General features: G+C 41.5%; 21 protein-coding genes. All 21 read left to right on the forward strand.

Annotated elements, in window-relative coordinates:
• The first annotated feature begins 159 nt into the window (after window positions 1–159).
• The 21 genes from ACYVLS_RS03050 (at window position 160) to ACYVLS_RS03150 (ending at window position 19,859) form a co-directional block, all read left to right on the forward strand.
• Window positions 160–1,149, forward strand: a complete 990-nt coding sequence (locus ACYVLS_RS03050; protein ID WP_460321074.1) for a beta-ketoacyl-ACP synthase III — start codon at window positions 160–162, stop codon at window positions 1,147–1,149.
• Window positions 1,150–1,169: 20 nt separating this feature from the next.
• Complete coding sequence (locus ACYVLS_RS03055; protein WP_460321077.1) at window positions 1,170–1,400, forward strand: acyl carrier protein; 231 nt, start codon at window positions 1,170–1,172, stop codon at window positions 1,398–1,400.
• Between the two features lie 17 nt (window positions 1,401–1,417).
• On the forward strand, window positions 1,418–2,371 hold the full coding sequence (gene fabK, locus ACYVLS_RS03060) for an enoyl-[acyl-carrier-protein] reductase FabK (protein WP_460321079.1): 954 nt from the start codon (window positions 1,418–1,420) through the stop codon (window positions 2,369–2,371).
• Between the two features lie 78 nt (window positions 2,372–2,449).
• A complete protein-coding gene (gene fabD, locus ACYVLS_RS03065; protein ID WP_460321081.1) occupies window positions 2,450–3,370 on the forward strand; it encodes an ACP S-malonyltransferase in 921 nt (306 codons plus the stop codon).
• Between the two features lie 14 nt (window positions 3,371–3,384).
• The gene (fabG, locus tag ACYVLS_RS03070; RefSeq protein ID WP_460321084.1) at window positions 3,385–4,116 is read left to right on the forward strand and encodes a 3-oxoacyl-[acyl-carrier-protein] reductase; all 732 of its coding nucleotides are present in this window, start codon (window positions 3,385–3,387) and stop codon (window positions 4,114–4,116) included.
• Between the two features lie 15 nt (window positions 4,117–4,131).
• Window positions 4,132–5,376: a beta-ketoacyl-ACP synthase II gene (gene fabF / locus ACYVLS_RS03075; protein ID WP_460321086.1), complete on the forward strand. Its 1,245-nt coding sequence runs from the start codon at window positions 4,132–4,134 to the stop codon at window positions 5,374–5,376.
• Window positions 5,373–5,843, forward strand: coding sequence for an acetyl-CoA carboxylase biotin carboxyl carrier protein (gene accB / locus ACYVLS_RS03080; protein ID WP_460321089.1), 471 nt, complete (start codon window positions 5,373–5,375; stop codon window positions 5,841–5,843). The genes fabF and accB overlap by 4 nt, the downstream gene beginning before the upstream one ends.
• Before the next feature lie 57 nt (window positions 5,844–5,900).
• Entirely contained in the window at window positions 5,901–6,323 is a 423-nt protein-coding gene (gene fabZ, locus ACYVLS_RS03085; protein ID WP_460321160.1) for a 3-hydroxyacyl-ACP dehydratase FabZ, read from the forward strand.
• Between the two features lie 35 nt (window positions 6,324–6,358).
• A complete protein-coding gene (gene accC / locus ACYVLS_RS03090; protein ID WP_460321091.1) occupies window positions 6,359–7,744 on the forward strand; it encodes an acetyl-CoA carboxylase biotin carboxylase subunit in 1,386 nt (461 codons plus the stop codon).
• On the forward strand, window positions 7,731–8,600 hold the full coding sequence (gene accD, locus ACYVLS_RS03095; protein ID WP_460321093.1) for an acetyl-CoA carboxylase, carboxyltransferase subunit beta: 870 nt from the start codon (window positions 7,731–7,733) through the stop codon (window positions 8,598–8,600). Before accC ends, accD begins: the two co-directional genes overlap by 14 nt.
• A complete protein-coding gene (locus ACYVLS_RS03100) occupies window positions 8,597–9,379 on the forward strand; it encodes an acetyl-CoA carboxylase carboxyltransferase subunit alpha (protein WP_460321095.1) in 783 nt (260 codons plus the stop codon). The genes accD and ACYVLS_RS03100 overlap by 4 nt, the downstream gene beginning before the upstream one ends.
• 180 nt (window positions 9,380–9,559) lie before the next feature.
• Window positions 9,560–10,510 carry a tetratricopeptide repeat protein gene (locus ACYVLS_RS03105; protein ID WP_460321097.1) on the forward strand — a complete coding sequence of 317 codons (951 nt, stop codon included), beginning with the start codon at window positions 9,560–9,562 and terminating at the stop codon, window positions 10,508–10,510.
• A 152-nt stretch (window positions 10,511–10,662) separates the two neighbouring features.
• The gene (tig, locus tag ACYVLS_RS03110; protein WP_460321099.1) at window positions 10,663–11,973 is read left to right on the forward strand and encodes a trigger factor; all 1,311 of its coding nucleotides are present in this window, start codon (window positions 10,663–10,665) and stop codon (window positions 11,971–11,973) included.
• A 95-nt stretch (window positions 11,974–12,068) separates the two neighbouring features.
• Window positions 12,069–13,322 carry an ATP-dependent Clp protease ATP-binding subunit ClpX gene (clpX, locus tag ACYVLS_RS03115; RefSeq protein ID WP_460321101.1) on the forward strand — a complete coding sequence of 418 codons (1,254 nt, stop codon included), beginning with the start codon at window positions 12,069–12,071 and terminating at the stop codon, window positions 13,320–13,322.
• Window positions 13,323–13,622: 300 nt separating this feature from the next.
• Window positions 13,623–14,228 carry a ribosome biogenesis GTP-binding protein YihA/YsxC gene (gene yihA, locus ACYVLS_RS03120; RefSeq protein ID WP_460321103.1) on the forward strand — a complete coding sequence of 202 codons (606 nt, stop codon included), beginning with the start codon at window positions 13,623–13,625 and terminating at the stop codon, window positions 14,226–14,228.
• The gene (locus ACYVLS_RS03125; protein WP_460321106.1) at window positions 14,225–15,364 is read left to right on the forward strand and encodes a glutamyl-tRNA reductase; all 1,140 of its coding nucleotides are present in this window, start codon (window positions 14,225–14,227) and stop codon (window positions 15,362–15,364) included. Before yihA ends, ACYVLS_RS03125 begins: the two co-directional genes overlap by 4 nt.
• Window positions 15,365–15,544: 180 nt before the next feature.
• Window positions 15,545–16,840, forward strand: coding sequence for a GTPase ObgE (gene obgE / locus ACYVLS_RS03130; protein WP_460321162.1), 1,296 nt, complete (start codon window positions 15,545–15,547; stop codon window positions 16,838–16,840).
• Between the two features lie 20 nt (window positions 16,841–16,860).
• Entirely contained in the window at window positions 16,861–17,796 is a 936-nt protein-coding gene (rnz, locus tag ACYVLS_RS03135) for a ribonuclease Z (RefSeq protein ID WP_460321108.1), read from the forward strand.
• 4 nt (window positions 17,797–17,800) lie between these two features.
• Window positions 17,801–18,592, forward strand: a complete 792-nt coding sequence (locus ACYVLS_RS03140; protein ID WP_460321110.1) for an SDR family NAD(P)-dependent oxidoreductase — start codon at window positions 17,801–17,803, stop codon at window positions 18,590–18,592.
• Between the two features lie 76 nt (window positions 18,593–18,668).
• A complete protein-coding gene (locus ACYVLS_RS03145; protein WP_460321113.1) occupies window positions 18,669–18,977 on the forward strand; it encodes a LapA family protein in 309 nt (102 codons plus the stop codon).
• A gap of 18 nt (window positions 18,978–18,995) precedes the next feature.
• Window positions 18,996–19,859, forward strand: coding sequence for a DegV family protein (locus ACYVLS_RS03150; protein WP_460321116.1), 864 nt, complete (start codon window positions 18,996–18,998; stop codon window positions 19,857–19,859).
• The last annotated feature ends 69 nt before the right edge of the window (window positions 19,860–19,928 follow it).

The following is a 19,928-nucleotide window of genomic DNA, read 5'->3' on the forward strand; positions in this document are numbered from 1 at the left end:
AAAAAAAGGCAGACTCCTTTATCGCTTGCACGATAAATTTCACCGCGATATGGTGAGAGAAACGATTCGAGAAATGAGTGAAGAAGAGGCAGAGCTGTTAATGAAAGGCCTTGTAAATCTTCATGGTTTCCTTGAACGCACAAAGGAGCAGTTGCCGGAGTGAGTAATCTAGCTAAAATTAGACTATGTTCAACTGGCCGCTATGTACCGGAGAGACGTGTGGCCAATGAGGAGCTTACTCACTGGATGGACACATCCGATGAGTGGATTAAGAAACGGACAGGTATAGAGAACCGTTACATGTCTACTGGTGAGACAACGAGTGATTTGTGCAGTAAAGCTGCTGATTGTATTGTCAGCAATGGTGGTGTCAGGGTAGAAGACATTGGCTTGATTATCGTAGCGACCATGTCGCCGGACAGCCAGTCGCCTTCTGTTGCTAGTAAAGTTCAGGCCCATCTTGGTGCGGTAAATGCTGTTGCTTTTGACTTGAATGCAGCCTGCTCCGGATTCATTTATGCTCTTTCAACGGCGGAAAAAATGCTCAGACATATGGCTTGCTCACATGCTTTGGTTATCGGTGGCGAGGTCATGTCGAAAGTTATTGACTGGAACGACCGTAAAACAGCTGTTTTATTTGGAGATGGGGCCGGCGGAGTGATGCTTGAAAGCAACACGGAAACGGAACATTTTATTTCTGAAGATTTAAAAACAGATGGAAACAGAGGAAATGCACTTGTGTCCGGTCTGTCAACTGTATCAAACCCTGTTCATAAGGAAGATGCAGTGAGTAGCTTTCTGACGATGGATGGCAGAGAGATATTTAATTTTGTCATCAAATCCATTCCGATGAGCATTAAATCTGTACTGGATGATCAGGAGTTAACAGTTGATGATATTGACCAGTTTATTCTGCATCAGGCTAATGCGCGGATTATTGAAAGTGTGTCGAAGAAGCTGAAATGTCCGGTCGAAAAGTTTCCAACAAACATTCAGCATTACGGAAATACTTCAGCTGCCAGCATTCCAATATTACTGGATGAGTTGAATGAACAAGATAAATTATTTACTAACAAAAAACAAAAATTGATTTTAAGCGCATTCGGCGGGGGATTAACCTGGGGAACGCTGCTTTTAGAACTTAATTAAATTAAATGGAGGAAATTATTATGACAACTTTTGAAAAAATACAGGAAATTATCGTAGATCAGCTGGACAAAGAGGAAAGTGAAGTACAACGTTCAACAAACTTCAGAGAAGAACTAGAAGCTGATAGTTTAGATTTATTCCAGATTATTAATGATATTGAAGATGAATTTGATATTAAAATTGAATCTGAAGAAGGTCTGTCTACTGTTGACGATTTAGTCAAATACGTGGAAACGCAACTCGAAGGTTAAAAGGAAGGAGCTCCTAGATGAATCATTCATTATTAGAGCGAATCGGAATTGAATACCCCATCATTCAAGGAGCGATGTCATGGGTAGCCACTCCTAGTCTGGCAGCGGCGGTATCTAATGCCGGCGGTCTGGGTATGTTAGGAGCAGGTCACGAGCCCGCTGAATATGTAAGGAAAATCATTAAAGAAACAAAAAAAATGACGGATAAGCCCTTTGGGGTTAATGTACTCCTTTTATCTCCTTATGTAGATGAAGTGGTTGAGGTTGTCTGTGAAGAGAATATAAAAGTTGTTACCACAGGAGCCGGAAGTCCAGGAAAATACATGAAAAAATTTAAAGATGCAGGAATCACTGTTATTCCCGTCGTTGCTTCGACAGCACTTGCCAGACGTATGGAAAATGATGGCGCTGATGCGATAATCTGTGAAGGTATGGAAGCCGGCGGACATATTGGTAAATTAACAACGATGACACTTGTCCCACAGGTAGTGGATGCTGTCAGTATACCTGTTATCGCTGCAGGTGGCATAGCAGACGGCAGAGGTATGGCAGCAGCTATCAACCTCGGGGCCTCCGCTGTTCAGTTAGGTACACGTTTTGTCGTTGCCCATGAAAGTATTGCTCACGATAATTTTAAAAAGAGAATACTAAAGGCAAAAGATATCGATACTGTAGTAACAGGACTGATTACAGGACATCCAGTAAGGGTTCTGCGAAACAAACTAACCAAAGAATATCTAAAAGTTGAAAAAGACATAACAAGCGATGCAGAACCGGACTTTTCCCGACTCGAGGAACTTGGAAAAGGAGCACTTCGAAAAGCGGTTGTAGAAGGCGACAAAGACAAAGGGTCATTCATGTCAGGTCAAATTGCCGGTCTAGTCTCTAAGGAACAAAGCTGTGCTGAAATCATTCAGGAATTAATGCAGGAGTACGATGAAGTGGTATCCAATCCAGTACATTTCAAGTAGTTAATTTAGATTAATACTTTGATATTCAAAGTATTAATCCCAGATAAAGAGTCAAATGAACCAGGAAGGGTGTAAGTCGTGAAAACAGGATTCGTTTTTAGTGGGCAGGGAGCTCAATATACAGGTATGGGAAAGGAATTTTATGATTCTTATGCTGCAGTGAGAGAAACTTTTGAAGAGGCCAGCGATGCCATCGGTCATGATTTGGTAAAGATCTGTTTTGAAGATGCGAATGCCATTCATTTCACCCCTTATACTCAACCTGCAATTTTGACGGTATCACACGCAATTGAAAAAGTTGTGGTGGATGAAGGGGTACACTCGGATAGGCTTGCGGGGTTAAGTCTAGGTGAATACACCGCGTTAGTATCTGGAGGCGCCCTGTCATTTTCAGATGCCGTTAAATTAGTACATACAAGGGGAACCTTGATGGAAAATGCTGTTCCGGATGGACAAGGTAAAATGGCAGCTGTTATTGGTTTGGAATCCTCTCTAGTCGAAAAATTATGTGAGGAAGTCAGTAGCAGTCATTATGTTGCTCTGGCAAACTATAATACACCGAATCAGCTAGTTGTATCCGGCTCAGCAGCTGGTGTGGACAAGGTCGCTGAACTAGCCAGTAAAGCGGATGCTAAAAAAGTAGTGGAACTGAAAGTCAGCGGACCGTTTCATTCTATGATGCTGGAGTCGGCAGCTGAAGAGTTTGCTGAGGAGTTAGAGACGGTTGTTTTTTCGGAGATGAAAAAACCGGTTTATTCCAATGTTACTGCGCAGACATATCCAGATAAATCAGCTATTCCGGAACTGCTGACTAAGCAGATGGTTTCGTCCGTAAGATTTGAACAAATGATTAGGCAGATGATTGCTGATGGTGCTGAGTCATTTATTGAAATCGGTCCGGGAAAGACATTACGGTCTTTCATTAAGGCAATTGATAGAAGCGTAAAGGTTAAAAACATAGAAAAGCCTCAGCAGCTGCATAAGCTGTTGAGTCGGTAAGGAGGATAAACAGTATGGAGACAAAAACTATTATTGTAACGGGGAGTTCTCGAGGCATTGGAAAAGCGATTGCCAGCCATTTTCTGAAGTTGGGTCATAATGTAGTGGTTAACGGACGCAAGGACATGCCGAGTGAGCTACTGGAGTATTTCAACTCGTTTGAAGGCACTGCCTATCCTATTACTGGTGATATCAGTGAGCCAGGTTTTGCCAAGCAGCTGATTAAAGAAACTAAAAAGCAGTTTAAAAAAATTGATGTACTAGTTAATAATGCAGGGATAACCCGAGATAATCTGATCATCCGTATGTCGGAAGAAGAATTCGACTCTACTTTAAACGTTAATTTAAAAGGAACATTTTATACAACTAAAGAAGTGGCAAAAGTCATGCTGAAACAAAGATCCGGTCATATTATCAATTTATCTAGTGTAGTCGGAGTTGTCGGAAATGTCGGTCAATCTAATTATGCGGCTAGTAAAGCAGGTGTAATTGGACTGACTAAGTCGATTGCGAAAGAGCTCGCTCCTCGCGGTGTCATGGTCAATGCTATAGCACCAGGTTTCATTGAATCGGATATGACTGAGAGTCTGACAGATGATGTTAAGGAAAAAGCGCTGGAGTCTGTTCCTCTAAAAAGATTAGGTAAGGCAGAAGAAGTCGCTGAAATGGTTCACTTCATCAGCACTCAGTCTTATATTACAGGACAAGTATTTCATGTTGACGGCGGAATGGTCATGAACGGATAAACTAGGAGGATAATGATGGAAAGAGTAGTAATTACTGGTCTAGGAGCAATCACACCACTGGGAAATTCAGTTGAAGAATTTTGGGACGGCATAAAAACTGGGACTAATGGTATTGCGCCACTGACCAAGTTCGACGGTGAAGCAATTAATGTTCACGTTGCCGGCGAAGTAAAAGGGTTTGAAGCAAAAAAGGTTATGGACCGCAAATTAGCCAAGAGAATGGATCCTTTCTCACAATATGGTGTAGCTGCAGCGCTTGAAGCCATGAAAGACAGTGGTATCAATCTTGAAGAAATGAATCCCGAAAGAATTGGAGTCATGGTCGGTTCAGGAATTGGTGGACTGAATGCCATGCAGGATCAGATTATCAAAATGCACGAAAAAGGACTGGACAGAGTAGCGCCATTTTTCGTCCCTATGGCTATTGGAAACATGGTAGCAGGGAACATTTCTATAGCAACAGGAGCGAAAGGCCCGAACTTGTCCATCGTAACTGCCTGTGCGTCAGGAAACAATTCAATCGGTGAAGCTTTCCGAACAATTAAGCACGGCTATGCAGACGCTATGCTGGCAGGCGGATCTGAAGCCAGTATTAATGAAATTGGCATGTCCGGTTTTGCGGCTTTAAACGCCTTATCAACGAGCGAAGATCCCGATGCAGCATCCACGCCTTTTGATAAAAACCGTCACGGCTTTGTTATGGGGGAAGGTGCAGGGATTCTAGTTCTGGAAAGCCTGACATCAGCTCTCAATCGAAATGCGACAATTTACGGTGAAATAACCGGCTATGGGGCGACAGGTGACAGCTTCCATATGACCGCACCATCTCCGGATGGATCAGGCGCAGCTCGTGCTATGAAACTGGCTATGGAAGAAGCTGGAATCAGCTCAGCTGACGTCAGTTACATTAATGCTCACGGGACATCCACTCCGGCAAATGATGTGTCTGAAACGGAAGCCATCAAACTGGCTCTTGGCGAAGATGCAGCCAGAAATATCGGTATCTCAAGTACGAAGAGTATGACTGGACATTTACTGGGTGGTGCAGGAGCAATTGAAGCCATCGTAACGGTCAAAGCGCTTCAAGAAGGGATTTTACCTCCAACAATTAACCTAAAGACACCGGATGAGGCGTGTGACCTTGATTACATTAAGGACACAGCTAGAGAAATGGAACTGACTTATGGCCTTAACAATTCGTTAGGATTTGGAGGACATAACGCAGTCACTTGCTTTAAAAAGTGGGAGGAACAGGCATGAATTTCGAACAGGTAAAAGAGCTGATTGATCATATTGATGCGTCCTCACTTTATGATTTTGAGATGAGCAATAATGAGATAACTGTAAAGATGAGTAAGCGTAAGAATGCACAAAACCAGCCTTTGAATGAGGACAAACAGACTGTTCAAAAAGTTTATGAATCTGAAACTGAAACGAGTGTACCTGTAATGAAAGCAGACAAGAACCCGGAGCCCGCAGCCGAAGAGGATGATTATCACGTCATCAATGCGCCGATTGTCGGTACCAGTTATCTGTCATCTTCACCGGACAGCCCGCCTTTTATTAGTGTGGGTGACGAAGTGACAAAAGGGCAGACGCTTGTCATTATTGAAGCGATGAAAGTGATGAACGAAATCAAGAGCGACCGTGACGGCATCGTGGCCGATATACTGGTAGAGGACGGTCAGCCGGTAGAATTCAATCAGCAGCTGGTGAAAATTAAGTAAGATTAATCAAAATAAGCGTTATAAACGTATATTACAAGGAGACTTAACATGACAACTATGAACATAGCAGAGATTCAGGAACTGATTCCGAATCGCTACCCTATTTATTTTATCGATAAAGTGACGGAATTAATTCCAGGAGAACACGTGACGGCAATTAAAAATGTTACAATTAACGAAGAGTTTTTCCAGGGACATTTTCCTGGAGAACCGGTTATGCCTGGCGTACTGATAGTTGAGAGTCTGGCACAGGCTGGATCCATTCCGTTATTGAAACTGGACCAGTTCAAGAATCAGACAGCCTATTTAGGTGGACTGAACAAAGTTAAATTTAGGAAAAAAGTTGTTCCTGGAGACGTTCTTGAGCTGAAAGTTGATATTGTCAAACTGAAAGAGTACGCGGGAATTGGTAAAGGTGTAGCCTATGTTGATGGTAAAAAAGTCTGTGAAGTGGAAATGACATTCATCATAGGTCGATAAGCATTTAAGTAGACTGTTTTAAGGAAGGATTAGGCATGTTTCAGAAAATACTAGTAGCCAATAGAGGCGAAATAGCCGTACGCATCATAAGAGCCTGTAGAGAAATGAATATCAAAACGGTAGCCATTTATTCTACGGCAGATGAAGATGCGCTCCATATGCAGCTGGCTGATGAAGCGGTCTGTATTGGTCCTCCCAAAGCATCAGATTCGTACTTGAATATGCACAACATTCTAAGTGCAGCTGTTCTGACCGGTGCAGAGGCCATCCATCCAGGGTTTGGATTCTTGTCAGAAAACAGCTTGTTTGCGGCTATGTGTGAAGAGGTAAACATTACGTTCATTGGTCCTGATAAAGAGACGATTGAGCAAATGGGAAATAAGTCAAATGCAAGAAAGATGATGATTGATGCCAACGTACCGGTCATACCGGGAAGTGACCATTCCATTACAAGCTATTCAGAATTGACCGGAATAGTAACTGAAATCGGTTTGCCCGTCATTATTAAAGCGGTGGCAGGCGGTGGCGGCAAGGGCATGCGGATGGTATTTGAAGAGAAGAATCTGGAGGCACAATTCCTCCAGGCTCAATCGGAATCCAAAGCGGCCTTCAACGACGACCGTATGTATGTCGAAAAGATAATTACACCGGCGAAACACATTGAAGTACAAATACTGGCTGATCATTTTGGCGAAGTAATTCATTTAGGGGAGAGAGACTGTTCACTTCAGAGAAATCATCAGAAAATTCTTGAGGAAGCCCCAGGCTATACCTTGTCTCCAAAAACCCGAGAGCGGATTTGCGACAGTGCTGTGAAAGCAGCCAAAGGTGTGGGCTATAAAAATGCAGGAACAATTGAATTTCTGGTCGATGCTCAGGAAAACTTCTTCTTTATGGAAATGAATACGCGTATCCAAGTTGAGCATCCGATTACTGAAATGATTACCCAAGTGGATATCATCAAGGAAATGATTAAAATTGCCTATAATCAGCCGCTTACAATTAAACAGAGTGATGTGACATTTAAAGGGCATGCCATTGAATGCCGGATTAATGCAGAAAATCCACTCTTTAATTTTGCGCCTTCTCCTGGCGAACTCACTTACTTGAATCTGCCGTCAGGTGGGCTGGGGTTACGGGTAGATACAGCCATGTTTGCAGGGGGGCTCATCCCGCCTCATTACGACTCCATGATTGCCAAAATCATTACTCATGGGAATACTAGAGAGGATGCTATCCTGAAAATGAAGCGTGCTCTGAATGAAATGGTTATCGAAGGGATTCAGACCAACCTGGATTTCCAGTTCGATCTGCTGTCGGACGAGCGGTTTGTTGCAGGGGAATATACAACCGATACACTGACCGAAGCAATCATTCCGGATTGGGTAACAGAACAGGAGGCTGAGAATGAGACTGTTTAAGAAACGACCTTACATTTCGCTTGAAAAGACAACTTCTCAAAACGGTCCTTCTGTTCCAGACGGCATGTTCGAAAAGTGCCCCAACTGTAAGCAGTCGGTTTATGTGCGGTCGATGGGTCAGGAAAGAATCTGTCCACACTGTCATTATGCTTTAAGAATACGGGCTCAAGAACGTCTGGCACTAACTGTGGATCAGAATTCCTTTGAAGAATGGGATGAATCGGTTCGCGGTGATAATCCTTTGGCGTTTCCTGGTTATGAAGAGAAAATAGCAAAAGTTCAAATCAGCTCTGGCCTGAGAGAGGCCGTCGTAACAGGCAAAGCTTTATTTAATGGCACTGAATCTGCCTTAGGGATTATGGATTCTCATTTTATTATGGGGAGCATGGGTCAGGCTGTTGGAGAAAAAATCACTCGTCTGTTTGAACGGGCAACAGAGGAAGGTCTGCCGGTCGTTTTATTTACTGCATCTGGAGGGGCACGTATGCAGGAAGGAATTTTTTCACTCATGCAGATGGCTAAAACCAGTGCGGCGATTAAGCGTCATTCTGACAAGGGGCTGTTTTACCTGACTGTCTTGACTGATCCGACCACAGGAGGAGTAACTGCCAGCTTCGCCATGCTTGGTGATATTATTCTCGCTGAACCCGGTGCATTAGTTGGCTTTGCAGGAAAAAGAGTCATCGAACAGACGATAAAAGCTTCCTTGCCAGATGATTTTCAATTGGCCGAGACGGTTTTGAAAAATGGCTTTATCGATCAGATTGTTGAACGTAGCGAGATGCGAACAGTTATCGGTCAGCTTCTGGCTTTGCATACTTATTCGGACAATGAATCAAAGGAGGACCAGTCATGAGTCGCGTGATGGACATTGTATCGTTAGCGAGAAAAACAGATCGAATCAATATGACTGATATCACGACTCATGTCATCGATGATTTTATAGAACTTCATGGAGACAGAGTCTACACAGACGATCCGGCTATCATTGGTGGAGTGGGACGACTGAATGGCTTGCCTGTGACTGTTATCGGCAATCAAAAAGGAACAACGATTGAAGAGAATATGCACAGCAATTTTGGGTCGGCTCATCCAGAGGGCTATAGAAAGTCGCTGCGTCTAATGAAACAGGCGGAAAAATTCAACAGACCTGTTATCAACTTCATCAATACGTCTGGAGCCTACTGTGGCGTCGAAGCTGAGGAGCGCGGTCAAGGAGAGGCTATTGCCAGAAATCTTTTAGAAATGAGCGCGCTGAAAGTGCCGGTCCTGTCGATTATTATGGGCGAAGGCGGCAGTGGCGGAGCATTGGCACTGGCACTGGCTGATGAAGTGTGGATGATGGAGCATTCCATCTATTCTATTCTTTCACCTGAAGGTTTTGCATCCATTCTCTGGAAGGACTCAAAAAAAGCGGGCGAAGCAGCCGAACTGATGCGCCTGACTTCTGCAGACTTGAAAGAGTTGGGGATTGTTGAAAAAATAGTGAAAGAAACCGGGCCAGCGGGTGAATTAGCTAAGGATACTGTGCTGCAGACTTTAAAAAACGATTTAACAGCTAAAATAAACGAACTGAGAAAATTATCACCTGACAGTTTAACTGCAGAAAGATATGAGCGGTTCAGAAAATACTAGAAAAAGCAGTAGGGAATATTTCCTATTGCTTTTTTGATGATAAAACTGGGAAGATTAGAAGCTGTTCATTGATCAAACTACCTCACTTAAAGTTAATGAGTCTCCTGATTTTGCCGCGAACTAAGGCTGTTTAATGTATTTAAACTTTGGTACACTTACATAGAGAAGAAGGTGAAGTTGATGGGAGATCAAATTGAATTTCCGAAAAATTACGGAATGTATATGCAGCTGGCAATGAGTGCGCTTGAAAGAGGTAATTATGAAGAGGCGACGGAGCATTTAAAAAAAGCATATCAGCTTAAAGATGAGAACAGTCTGAATATCCTGCTCGTATCCTCTTTGTACCATAACGGACAAATTAAAGAGGCTCTCGAGTATGCCTTGGAGAAACAATCCTTTTATGAAAAAAACGAGAAGAGGCTTCTCCTCTTTGTTGAACTCTTAATTCAGACCAATCAGTTTCTGCAGGCGCGCAAGTATATTGATGACTATAAAAAAAGTGCAGATAAGTACGCGGACAACTGGTCGCAGTTGAACGAACAACTAAAAGACAGGCAGTATGAGAAAGAAAAAGAACGAATGGAGTATGAAAAAGAGTTAGTCAAAGACTTGTATTCTTTGGCTGCCGTTTCTCATGAAGAACAGTATAGACGAGTGGATGAAGCAGCCCATCTAAAGACAGATAATCTTGAAAAAGCAGCAGCTTCCGTTTTTCAAAATCCTTACGTCCATCCATTAGCGCGTTCTGGCTACCTGTCGCTCCTGATAGAACGTCTAAGCGAGAAAGAGTTTGCTTATAATTGGTTTGGTGAATCGAAAACCGTCATCCCAGCTGAGTGTCGGCGATTTGACCAGCATCCGGTCCTGATCAGAGCGGTTCAGGAAGTCGACCATTTCTGCCTCCAGAATCCATCGTTGAGAGAACTGATTCTAAATGAGCTAATGACTGTATTGATGAATCTTTTTCCATTTATATCCGAGGTCATCGAAGAAGAAGACGATATAATTAAGTGGATTAAAGTCTTATCCTATAAGATAAACGGGGACTCAGAGATTCTTGAAGGGGTAAACAAAAAGAAAATCGAGACGATTAGTCAATGGATTGAGAAAGTTCATCGGCAACTGCAATGAATTAGTCTACATTAGTTTACAATAACACTAAAATATTGTATGATATGAAAGTATGTTTAAATAAAATAGCGTGAAAGTATGTATTTTTTTAATTTCGTTTAAATAATACTGCTGAAGCTTAAAATACAATTCAATTCGGAGGGTAATCATTCATGGGAACATCATTTGAAAAAACAGGAGCGACAACAGGTCGTTTAGAATTTACTATCGATAAAGAAACTGTAAATAAAGGTCTAGACAAGACATTTAAAAAAGTACAAAAAAGCTTAAATGTACCAGGATTCCGTAAAGGAAGAGTACCAAGACGTATCTTTAACCAAATGTACGGAGAAGCTGCGTTATACGAAGATACTTTGAACGATTTACTGCCAGTAGCGTACCCTAAAGCTGTTGAAGAAGCAGGTATTGAGCCTGTAGCTCAGCCTAGCATTGATATTAAATCAGTCGGTAAAGACCAGGACTGGGAACTAATTGCGGACGTTACATTGAAGCCGGATGTTGAACTTGGCGAATATAAAGGCATCGAAGTAGTTAAGCAAGACCGCGACCTGTCAGAAGATGACGTACAGGAAGCAATCAAGAGACGTCGCGAAAGCATGGCTGAACTGACTATTAAAGAAGATGCTGCTGAAGAAGGCGATACAGTAGTTATCGATTACGAAGGATTCAAAGGTGACGAAGCTTTTGAAGGTGGAAAAGGCGAAAACCATTCACTTGAACTTGGTTCAAACTCATTTATCCCTGGTTTCGAAGAACAGTTAGTTGGCGCTAAAGCCGGTGACGAAAAAGAAGTAACCGTTACTTTCCCAGAAGAGTATCATTCAGATGACTTAGCTGGACAAGAAGCTGTCTTCAAAGTGACTGTTCACGAAGTTAAATCAAAAGAATTACCAGAATTAGACGATGAATTCGTTAAAGATTTAGACGAAGACGTTGAAACTGTCAGCGAACTTGAAAACAAAATCCGTGAAGAATTAGCGGAAAGCAAGAAAACAGCAGCAGATGACGCTCGAGATGATGAAGCTATCCGTAAAGCTGTAGAAAATGCCAATATTGAAGAAATTCCACACGAAATGGCTCACGAAGAAGTTCACCGTCAGATGGACATGTTCTTGAACAACTTGAAACAGCAAGGTATTTCTGCTGAAATGTACTATCAGATGACTAATTCCTCTGAAGAAGACCTGCACAAGCAGTTCGAAGGCGAAGCAGAATTCAACGTTCGTACAAACCTTGTTTTAGAAGCGATTGTTGAAGAAGAAAATCTGAAAGCAACAGATGAAGATATTGAAAAAGAAATCTCAGATCTTGCTGGACAGTACAACATGCCTGAATACCAAGTAAGAAGCGTTCTTTCACCAGACTTATTGAACAGAGATATTTCTCTTAAGAAAGCTATTGACTTAATTACTTCTACTGCAAAAGAAACGTTAGAAGCTAAAGAAGAATCTGACGAAGCGTAAATCTAAAATGTTAAAAGGGGATGCTCAACTGGCATTCCCGTTTTTCATAAATGAGACAAATTTATTTTAGTAAAATGAAAAGAGGTGACTGTGCCATGTTTAACGATGACGAACAAAAAGGAAATATTTCCTGTTCCTTTTGCGGAAAATCTCAGGAACAGGTAAAAAAAATAGTGGCTGGTCCTGGAGTTTATATTTGTAATGAATGCGTAGACTTATGTCAGGAAATTATGGAAGAAGAATTTAGTAAGCAGGCATTTGACAGTGATATGGAAGTTCCTAAACCTCATGAAATCAGAGCGATTTTAAATGAGTATATTATTGGTCAAGAAGCTGCTAAAAAGGCATTGTCAGTAGCGGTATACAATCATTACAAGCGCGTCAACAACTTGGATAAAGACTCTGAAGATGATATTGAACTTCAGAAAAGTAATATCTGCTTGGTTGGTCCGACCGGATCAGGTAAAACGTATTTGGCTCAGACATTAGCGCGCATTTTAAATGTGCCCTTTGCTATTGCTGATGCGACTAACTTGACGGAAGCCGGCTATGTCGGTGAAGATGTCGAAAATATTCTGCTGAAGCTGTTGCAGTCAGCGGACTATGATGTTGAATTGGCGCAGCGTGGCATTATTTACGTTGATGAGATAGACAAAATTGCCCGTAAGTCTGAAAATGTATCAATCACCCGTGATGTCAGTGGTGAAGGTGTTCAGCAGGCCTTGCTGAAAATTCTTGAAGGCACAACTGCGAGTGTACCTCCACAAGGGGGACGTAAACACCCGCATCAGGAACTGATTCAAATTGATACAACAAATATTTTATTCATCGTAGGTGGAGCTTTTGACGGGATTGAAACAATCGTTAAAAACCGTCTGGGAGATAAAGTGATTGGTTTTGGAGCTTCAAGCAAGCGAAAAGAAATGGATGAAAAGCACAGCATCATGCAGCAGATTATTCCTGAAGATTTGCTTAAATATGGCTTGATCCCTGAATTCATCGGCCGTCTGCCTATTACTGCCGTATTGGACAGATTGACTGAAGAAGACCTGATTGAAATTCTGACCAAGCCAAAGAACTCTCTGGTTAAGCAGTATAAAAAACTGCTGGAAATCGATGATGTTGAACTCGACTTTGAAGAGGAAGCTCTTCGAAGCATCGGTAAAAAAGCCATTGAAAGAGATACTGGGGCACGAGGACTGCGCTCAATCATTGAAAGCATCATGCTGGATATCATGTTCGAAGTCCCAAGCCGTCCAGATATTAAAAAAGTAGTGATTACTCAAGAAACAGCAGAAAACAACCTGAACCCTTTATTTTTCGATGAAGACGGTCAGAAAGTCAGCTGATTCTTAACCTAAAACCATTTGCTTAATTGCAAATGGTTTTTTATGAGATTATGTCGAAAGCAGGGATTTGTATAGACAGCTTAATTGTTAGTATTTATGAATAAATCTTACAGTTTTTTTAAATAGGTGTTTGGCTTAGAACAAGTTGGCTTATTCGACATTAGTTACACAACTAGTCATGTTCAGTCATTTTTTTGTAACAATATGCCGATTTTGTCATCTTTTGTTAATATAAACCTTTAAAAAATTCTCTGATATGCTATACTAACAATTGATAAATTATGCAATGGAGGAGAAAAAATGAACAGCGAACATATAGATTATGCTGAAATTACAATAAGTGCGGTATCTCCTTCTCAATATCCAACTGATGGATTGCCGGAAATTGTATTGGCCGGTCGATCGAATGTAGGTAAGTCTTCTTTTATTAACACGATGGTCAACCGTAAAAAGTTAGCACGTACATCAGGAAAGCCTGGTAAAACGCGCACATTAAATTTTTTCAATATTGAACATGAATTGTTTTTTGTAGATGTACCTGGGTATGGGTATGCGAAGGTTTCTAATGCCGAACAGGATAAATGGGGCAATATGATGAGTGATTATTTTGCTTCTCGAGAAGAGCTTGTCCTGGGGATTCTATTGGTAGATTTCAGACATGAACCGTCTGAGCAGGACTGTCAGATGTATGATTTCTTCAAGTATTTTGATGTGCCGGTAATTGTAGTTGCCACTAAATCAGATAAAATTAAAAAATCACAGTATAATAAGCATTTAAGCATTATTAAAAAGACACTGGATTTGGAACCGGATGATAAACTGATGTTGTTTTCTTCGTTTAACAGAGAAGGAAGGGCGGAAATCTGGGAAGAAATTTTATCGTACACAGGGAATGAGACGACATGAAACTGCTAATGTATGGAGTGAACAGAGAGACTGTCTCTTCAGAAGACATACACAAGTATAGTCTTGATCAGACTGCTCACGCAATGCATTTAAATGACATTTATCAGTTTGATGGAGTCAGTGAAGTAGTCCTGCTCGTTACAGAAAACCGCAATGAGTATTATCTCTATGTTGACGAGGCAGCCTTTAAACATGGCGACCTGCTCCGTTATTTGTCTGACAATACGCAAAAACCCCTGGAAGAAATTATTCTGGAGACCTACAGTAAATTTAACGATGATGTGATTAAACACTTATTGAATGTCTCGAGTTATGTGGAAGTTTCAGAGGAACATAAATTTGAAAGCATTGATATCATAGATCATGCGCTGATGAAATCCATAGAAGAAAAAACTGTGGGAACCATACTCTATACATTGTTTAAAAAATCTGTGGAATTTTCTTTATCATTATGCGAAAAAGATGAGATCAAGCCTCTGCTTCAAGGGGATGTATCCACGGCGGTCCGATCGATTAAAGAGACCATCAGTGATACGGACTCAAGTCACTATTTGATTATCGGAAATGACAAATATACTAATCAGGTTATGAAGTACTTTATCGGTTCCCAGTACAGCTCCATGGCTGTAGTCAAGCGTGGAAATCAGTCGCACACAACCGTTAATGAACTGAAACGATGGCTTCGCTTGACCAAACAATCTTCGTGGATAAAAAACATACACGAAATCAGTCCGTCACAGTTACTGTACCGATTGGCTAAAGCCGATATAGTTATTATAGGGCCTGGTGAGAAAAACTCCTGGTTTACTGAAGAACTATTCCACGAGATGAGTTGCATGAGGCCTAGCCCGAAGGAACAGTTGATTTATGATTTCAGTTTGTCCCAGGATGAAACGGTACTGCAGAAGTTTGATTTAATTCACTACAAACATATAAGCGATGAGCCAAAGCGTCTTTATACCGATGAAAAAGTTGAGGAAGCAAAGGCGAGCTACGACGAAATGGTATCCTTACAGACGCAGCAGTATATGCAACAGTTCAATAAACTGCAGGAATGTCTGCCGATTAGAATCGAAAATGAATTTTTATCTGAGGGCCATATCAGCTTTACTAAAAAAATCAGTTACAAAGTATAAGAGTGTCTCAGCTGAGACACTTTTTTTACGTCTTCAAATAGAGTGACGCCATGGAAATGTAGTAAGCTTGCCATAAAATATAACAATATGCTTTAGATGTTAGATATCAGCAGTAAATTAGTGTAGAATAAAAGAGATAAGCTAGTGAACGTGAGAGAGAAAGAAGGGTTTAATGTGTCAATGTTTTTAGATCAAGTTAAAGTAAATGTTAGAGCAGGAAAAGGTGGCGACGGTATGGTCGCTTTCCGAAGAGAGAAGTATGTACCGGATGGCGGACCTGCCGGCGGAGACGGTGGGCTGGGAGGCGACGTTATTTTTGTCGTTGACGAAGGTTTGCGTACCTTAATGGATTTCCGTTATAACCGTCATTTTAGAGCAGAACACGGCGAAAATGGGATGTCTAAAGGCATGCATGGACGCGGTGCAAAGAATTTGTTTGTTAAAGTGCCGCCTGGAACAGTAGTCAAGGAAGCTGGAACGGGCCGTCTGCTTGCTGATCTAGTGGAACACGACCAGCAGGCTGTCATTGTTAAAGGCGGAAGAGGCGGAAGAGGAAACATCCGTTTTGCTTCGCCTAGAAATCCCGCGCCGGAAATTGCGGAAAATGGTGAACCTGGCGGCGAAATGGAAGTTGAACTGGAACTGAAAGTTCTGGCAGATGTCGGCTTAGTCGGTTTTCCTTCAGTAGGTAAATCCACACTGTTAAGTGTCGTTTCATCAGCAAGACCTAAGATTGGCGCGTATCACTTTACGACACTAGTACCTAATTTAGGTATGGTTCAGACCGATGAAGGGGAGAGTTTCGTACTGGCAGATATGCCCGGACTCATTGAAGGAGCCTCTCAAGGTGTTGGTTTAGGGATTGAATTCCTAAGGCACATTGAACGTACACGCGTACTGCTTCATGTTATCGATATGAGTGGTGTAGAAGGTAGAAACCCGGTAGACGATTATTATACAATCAATCAGGAACTCGAACAGTATGATCTTAAGCTGCGCGAACGTCCTCAGTTAATTATCGCCAACAAAATGGATATGCCTGATTCAGAAGAAAATTTAAAAGAATTCAAAGAAACATTAAAGCAGAACAATGAAGATGTGGAGATTTTTGAAGTATCTGCTCTTACACGCAAAGGGTTGAACCAAGTGATGAGCAGAACGGCTGAATTACTCAAGACAGCTCCGGAGTTTCCTCTGTATGAAGAAGAAACCGAACAGGAAGAACGTGTCTTATATAAGTTTGTTCCTGAAGATAAGGATTATCATATCACGAGAGATCCGGACGGCACTTGGGTCCTGTCAGGTGAAAAAGTTGAAAAACTTCACCAGATGACCAATTTCCAGTTTGATGAGTCAGTGATGCGTTTTGCACGACAGCTCAGAGGTATGGGAATAGACGAGGCTCTTAGAAGAAAAGGTGCAAAAAATGGAGACACCGTCAGAATCGACGAGTATGAATTTGAATTTGTTGAATAACTATTGCAAAGGATAGATTTATGGATTTACTATTTTTAGGAACAGGCTCAGGCGTGCCTGCAAAACACCGTAACGTCTCCAGTATAGCGTTAAAACTACTGGATGAACGAAACAGTATCTGGCTGTTTGATTGTGGAGAAGCCACCCAGCACCAGATTCTCGAGACTACACTAAAACCGAGAAAAATCGAAAAAATATTTATTACACACATGCACGGCGACCATATATTCGGGTTGCCGGGCCTGCTTAGCAGCCGGGCTTTTCAAGGAGGGACAACACCCTTGACTATCTATGGTCCGCCAGGTATCAAGCAGTATGTGAAGATGTCCATGAAATACTCCCAGTCGCATTTCAAGTACCCAATTTACTTTGAAGAATTTTCTTCCGAAGGGGTTATATTTGAAGACGACCAGTTTATAGTAAACATAAAAAGACTGAATCACGGTATCCCGTCTTATGGCTTCAGAATTCGTGAAAAAGACCGCGAAGGTGAGTTAATGGCTGACAAGCTTATCGAGGCGGGTGTGCCATTTGGGCCTTTATTCGGCAAGTTGAAAAATGGGGAAGAAGTGACACTGGAAGATGGTCGAGTGATTGACGGCAAGAGCTTTATCGGTCCAAGTCAAAAGGGCAGAATCGTCACTATACTGGGTGATACCCTGAAAACTGAAAAAAGTTTGGAGTTGGCCGAAGGGGCTGATGTATTGGTTCATGAAAGCACGTTTATGGACAAAGATCAGGAACTTGCGGTTAATTACAATCACTCTACCAGCTGTCACGCAGCTGAAACCGCACAAAAGGCTAATGCAGCTAAACTATTGCTGACACATATTAGTGCACGCTATTTATATGCTGACAGCAAACAGATGGAAAAAGAGGCGCGTCAGATTTTTCCGGAAACCTACGTAATGAACGATTTTTCCGAAGTGACTATTCCATTAAAGAAAGAAGTGTGAGTTTATGACAAAAGTAAAAGGAAAAGTAGTTTGGGTCACAGGGGCATCATCAGGTATTGGAGAAGAACTGGCTTACCAGCTTGCCCAGAAAGGTGCCATTCTAATATTGAGTGCTCGCCGAGTGGAGAAGTTGAATAAAGTGAGAGATCGTTGCCGTAGTGAATACAATGCACAGGCAGTTGTTTACCCTTTGGACATGACTGATCTTGAAGCTATCGATGAAGCCACCTCTTATCTTTTGTCCAAATTTACTCACATTGATATTCTGATAAATAATGCCGGGTTCGGGCACACCCAGTCTTTTCTTGATTATGACATTAAAAAAGCTGAAAATATGTTTCAGGTTAATGTCCTCGGCCTCATGTACTTGTCTCAACTAGTCGGGAAAAATATGAGAGAATTTAATGACGGTCACATTGTGAATGTGGCCTCTGTTGCAGGAAAAGTGGCAACACCAAAATCAGCTGTCTATTCTGCTTCCAAATTTGCTGTTACAGGCTTTACTAATGCATTGAGAATGGAACTCACCCCGCATAACATTAAAGTGACAGCCATCAATCCGGGTCCAGTTGATACGGCATTCTTTGATGAGTTTGATCCATCTGGAGAGTACTTGGATAATGTCAGCTCCGTTGTTCTGACATCTGAATATGTGGTGAATAAAACGATTAAAGCAATTGAAAGCAATAAAAGAGAAATAAATCTGCCCAAAGCATTGGCCTTAGGGTCAAAAATCCATGCGGTAATTCCTGCCATTGGTGATTTCTTTATCCGGACCGCCTTTAACAAAAAATAAAGGTATTTAATGATTTACTAATGTAATTATGGTATTCTTAATTTAAAGTATGGTTGGTTAATGGAGGGATTTGTGGATGAAAAGACAATGGAGCATGATTGGTGCAATCGTTTTATTCCTGCTGGTTGCAATATTATCTGTTTTAAATGTGGATAGGGTTCCTATTAATTTCGGCTTTGCTGAATTTGAATGGCCACTGATAGTGATAATTTTTGCTTCTGTATTATTGGGAGCGCTTATAGCAACATTGTTATCGACATTTAAAATTTACAAGGATCAGAGGAAAGAGAAACGGGAAAAACATTCAAAACGTAAAACCCGTTCAAAGTCCAATGAAACTGAGCAGGCAGCCACTCAAAACAAAACGGATAAAGATAAACTTTAAAGGTAGGGGATAATAAGTATGAATACACAGAAAATTGCTGTTTTAACTGATTCAGGATCAGATGTACCTGAAGCAGTGAAAAATGAATACGATGTTAAAGTCATTCCACTGAAAATATTGTTCGAAGACGGCGAGTACGTCGATAAAGTGGACATTACAGCCGAAGAAGTGTACGAGCGAATGGAAAATGAAATCCCGAAAACTTCGCTGCCCGATGGTGAGATGATCAAAGGTATCTTCGATGATATTAAAGCGGAAGGCTATGAAAAAGTTATGGTAGTGACCATATCTAGTGGCTTGAGCGGGACAAATAATATGATTCGAGTTGTAGCCGAGCAGTATGAAGGCCTGGATATCTACGTACTGGATACAAAAAATATTGGTATAGGTTCTGGTTTTACTGTTGTAGAAGCAGCTAGACAGGCAGCCGAAGGAGTCGAATGGGATACACTGAAAGCCAATCTTGAAAAGAGTAAAGAAAAAGCGAAAGTGTTTTTCCATGTTCCAACCCTAGAATACCTGCAAAAGGGTGGCAGAATTGGACTGGTTCAGTCTGTAGTCGGTAGTATGATGAACTTGAAACCTATCATTACGTGTAATGAAGAAGGGATTTACCATACTGTAGCCAAGGTCAGAGGGAAAGCTAAATCAGTCAGTAAAACGCTGCAGCTGGTGGAAGACTTTGCTGCGACTTCCAAAAAGTATAATTTAGCAATTGCATACGGCGGAAAAACGGCATTAAAAGAAGCCGAAGCCATCCGTATTGAAATGAAGGAAAAGCTGCCAAACTTTGAAGAATTTTTCTTTGATCAGATTAGCCCTGCTTTAGGTGTACACACAGGTCCTGGTTTGATAGGTATTGGCGTTCAATTGCTGGACTAATTATCATAATAGTTTAAAGGCACAGTAAAGAGCATTCTTTATTGTGTCTTTTTTTGTTATACTGGATAG

The sequence above is a fragment of the Alkalibacterium psychrotolerans genome, assembly GCF_054784355.1.

Excerpts from the sequence above, each read along its gene's own strand:
- ACYVLS_RS03055 (WP_460321077.1), top strand. The coding sequence starts at position 1,170 with ATGACAACTTTTGAAAAAATACAGGAAATTATCGTAGATCAGCTGGAC.
- fabK (WP_460321079.1), top strand. The coding sequence starts at position 1,418 with ATGAATCATTCATTATTAGAGCGAATCGGAATTGAATACCCCATCATT.
- fabG (WP_460321084.1), top strand. The coding sequence starts at position 3,385 with ATGGAGACAAAAACTATTATTGTAACGGGGAGTTCTCGAGGCATTGGA.
- fabF (WP_460321086.1), top strand. The coding sequence starts at position 4,132 with ATGGAAAGAGTAGTAATTACTGGTCTAGGAGCAATCACACCACTGGGA.
- accB (WP_460321089.1), top strand. The coding sequence starts at position 5,373 with ATGAATTTCGAACAGGTAAAAGAGCTGATTGATCATATTGATGCGTCC.
- fabZ (WP_460321160.1), top strand. The coding sequence starts at position 5,901 with ATGAACATAGCAGAGATTCAGGAACTGATTCCGAATCGCTACCCTATT.
- accC (WP_460321091.1), top strand. The coding sequence starts at position 6,359 with ATGTTTCAGAAAATACTAGTAGCCAATAGAGGCGAAATAGCCGTACGC.
- accD (WP_460321093.1), top strand. The coding sequence starts at position 7,731 with ATGAGACTGTTTAAGAAACGACCTTACATTTCGCTTGAAAAGACAACT.
- ACYVLS_RS03100 (WP_460321095.1), top strand. The coding sequence starts at position 8,597 with ATGAGTCGCGTGATGGACATTGTATCGTTAGCGAGAAAAACAGATCGA.
- ACYVLS_RS03105 (WP_460321097.1), top strand. The coding sequence starts at position 9,560 with ATGGGAGATCAAATTGAATTTCCGAAAAATTACGGAATGTATATGCAG.
- tig (WP_460321099.1), top strand. The coding sequence starts at position 10,663 with ATGGGAACATCATTTGAAAAAACAGGAGCGACAACAGGTCGTTTAGAA.
- clpX (WP_460321101.1), top strand. The coding sequence starts at position 12,069 with ATGTTTAACGATGACGAACAAAAAGGAAATATTTCCTGTTCCTTTTGC.
- yihA (WP_460321103.1), top strand. The coding sequence starts at position 13,623 with ATGAACAGCGAACATATAGATTATGCTGAAATTACAATAAGTGCGGTA.
- ACYVLS_RS03125 (WP_460321106.1), top strand. The coding sequence starts at position 14,225 with ATGAAACTGCTAATGTATGGAGTGAACAGAGAGACTGTCTCTTCAGAA.
- obgE (WP_460321162.1), top strand. The coding sequence starts at position 15,545 with ATGTTTTTAGATCAAGTTAAAGTAAATGTTAGAGCAGGAAAAGGTGGC.
- rnz (WP_460321108.1), top strand. The coding sequence starts at position 16,861 with ATGGATTTACTATTTTTAGGAACAGGCTCAGGCGTGCCTGCAAAACAC.
- ACYVLS_RS03140 (WP_460321110.1), top strand. The coding sequence starts at position 17,801 with ATGACAAAAGTAAAAGGAAAAGTAGTTTGGGTCACAGGGGCATCATCA.
- ACYVLS_RS03145 (WP_460321113.1), top strand. The coding sequence starts at position 18,669 with ATGAAAAGACAATGGAGCATGATTGGTGCAATCGTTTTATTCCTGCTG.
- ACYVLS_RS03150 (WP_460321116.1), top strand. The coding sequence starts at position 18,996 with ATGAATACACAGAAAATTGCTGTTTTAACTGATTCAGGATCAGATGTA.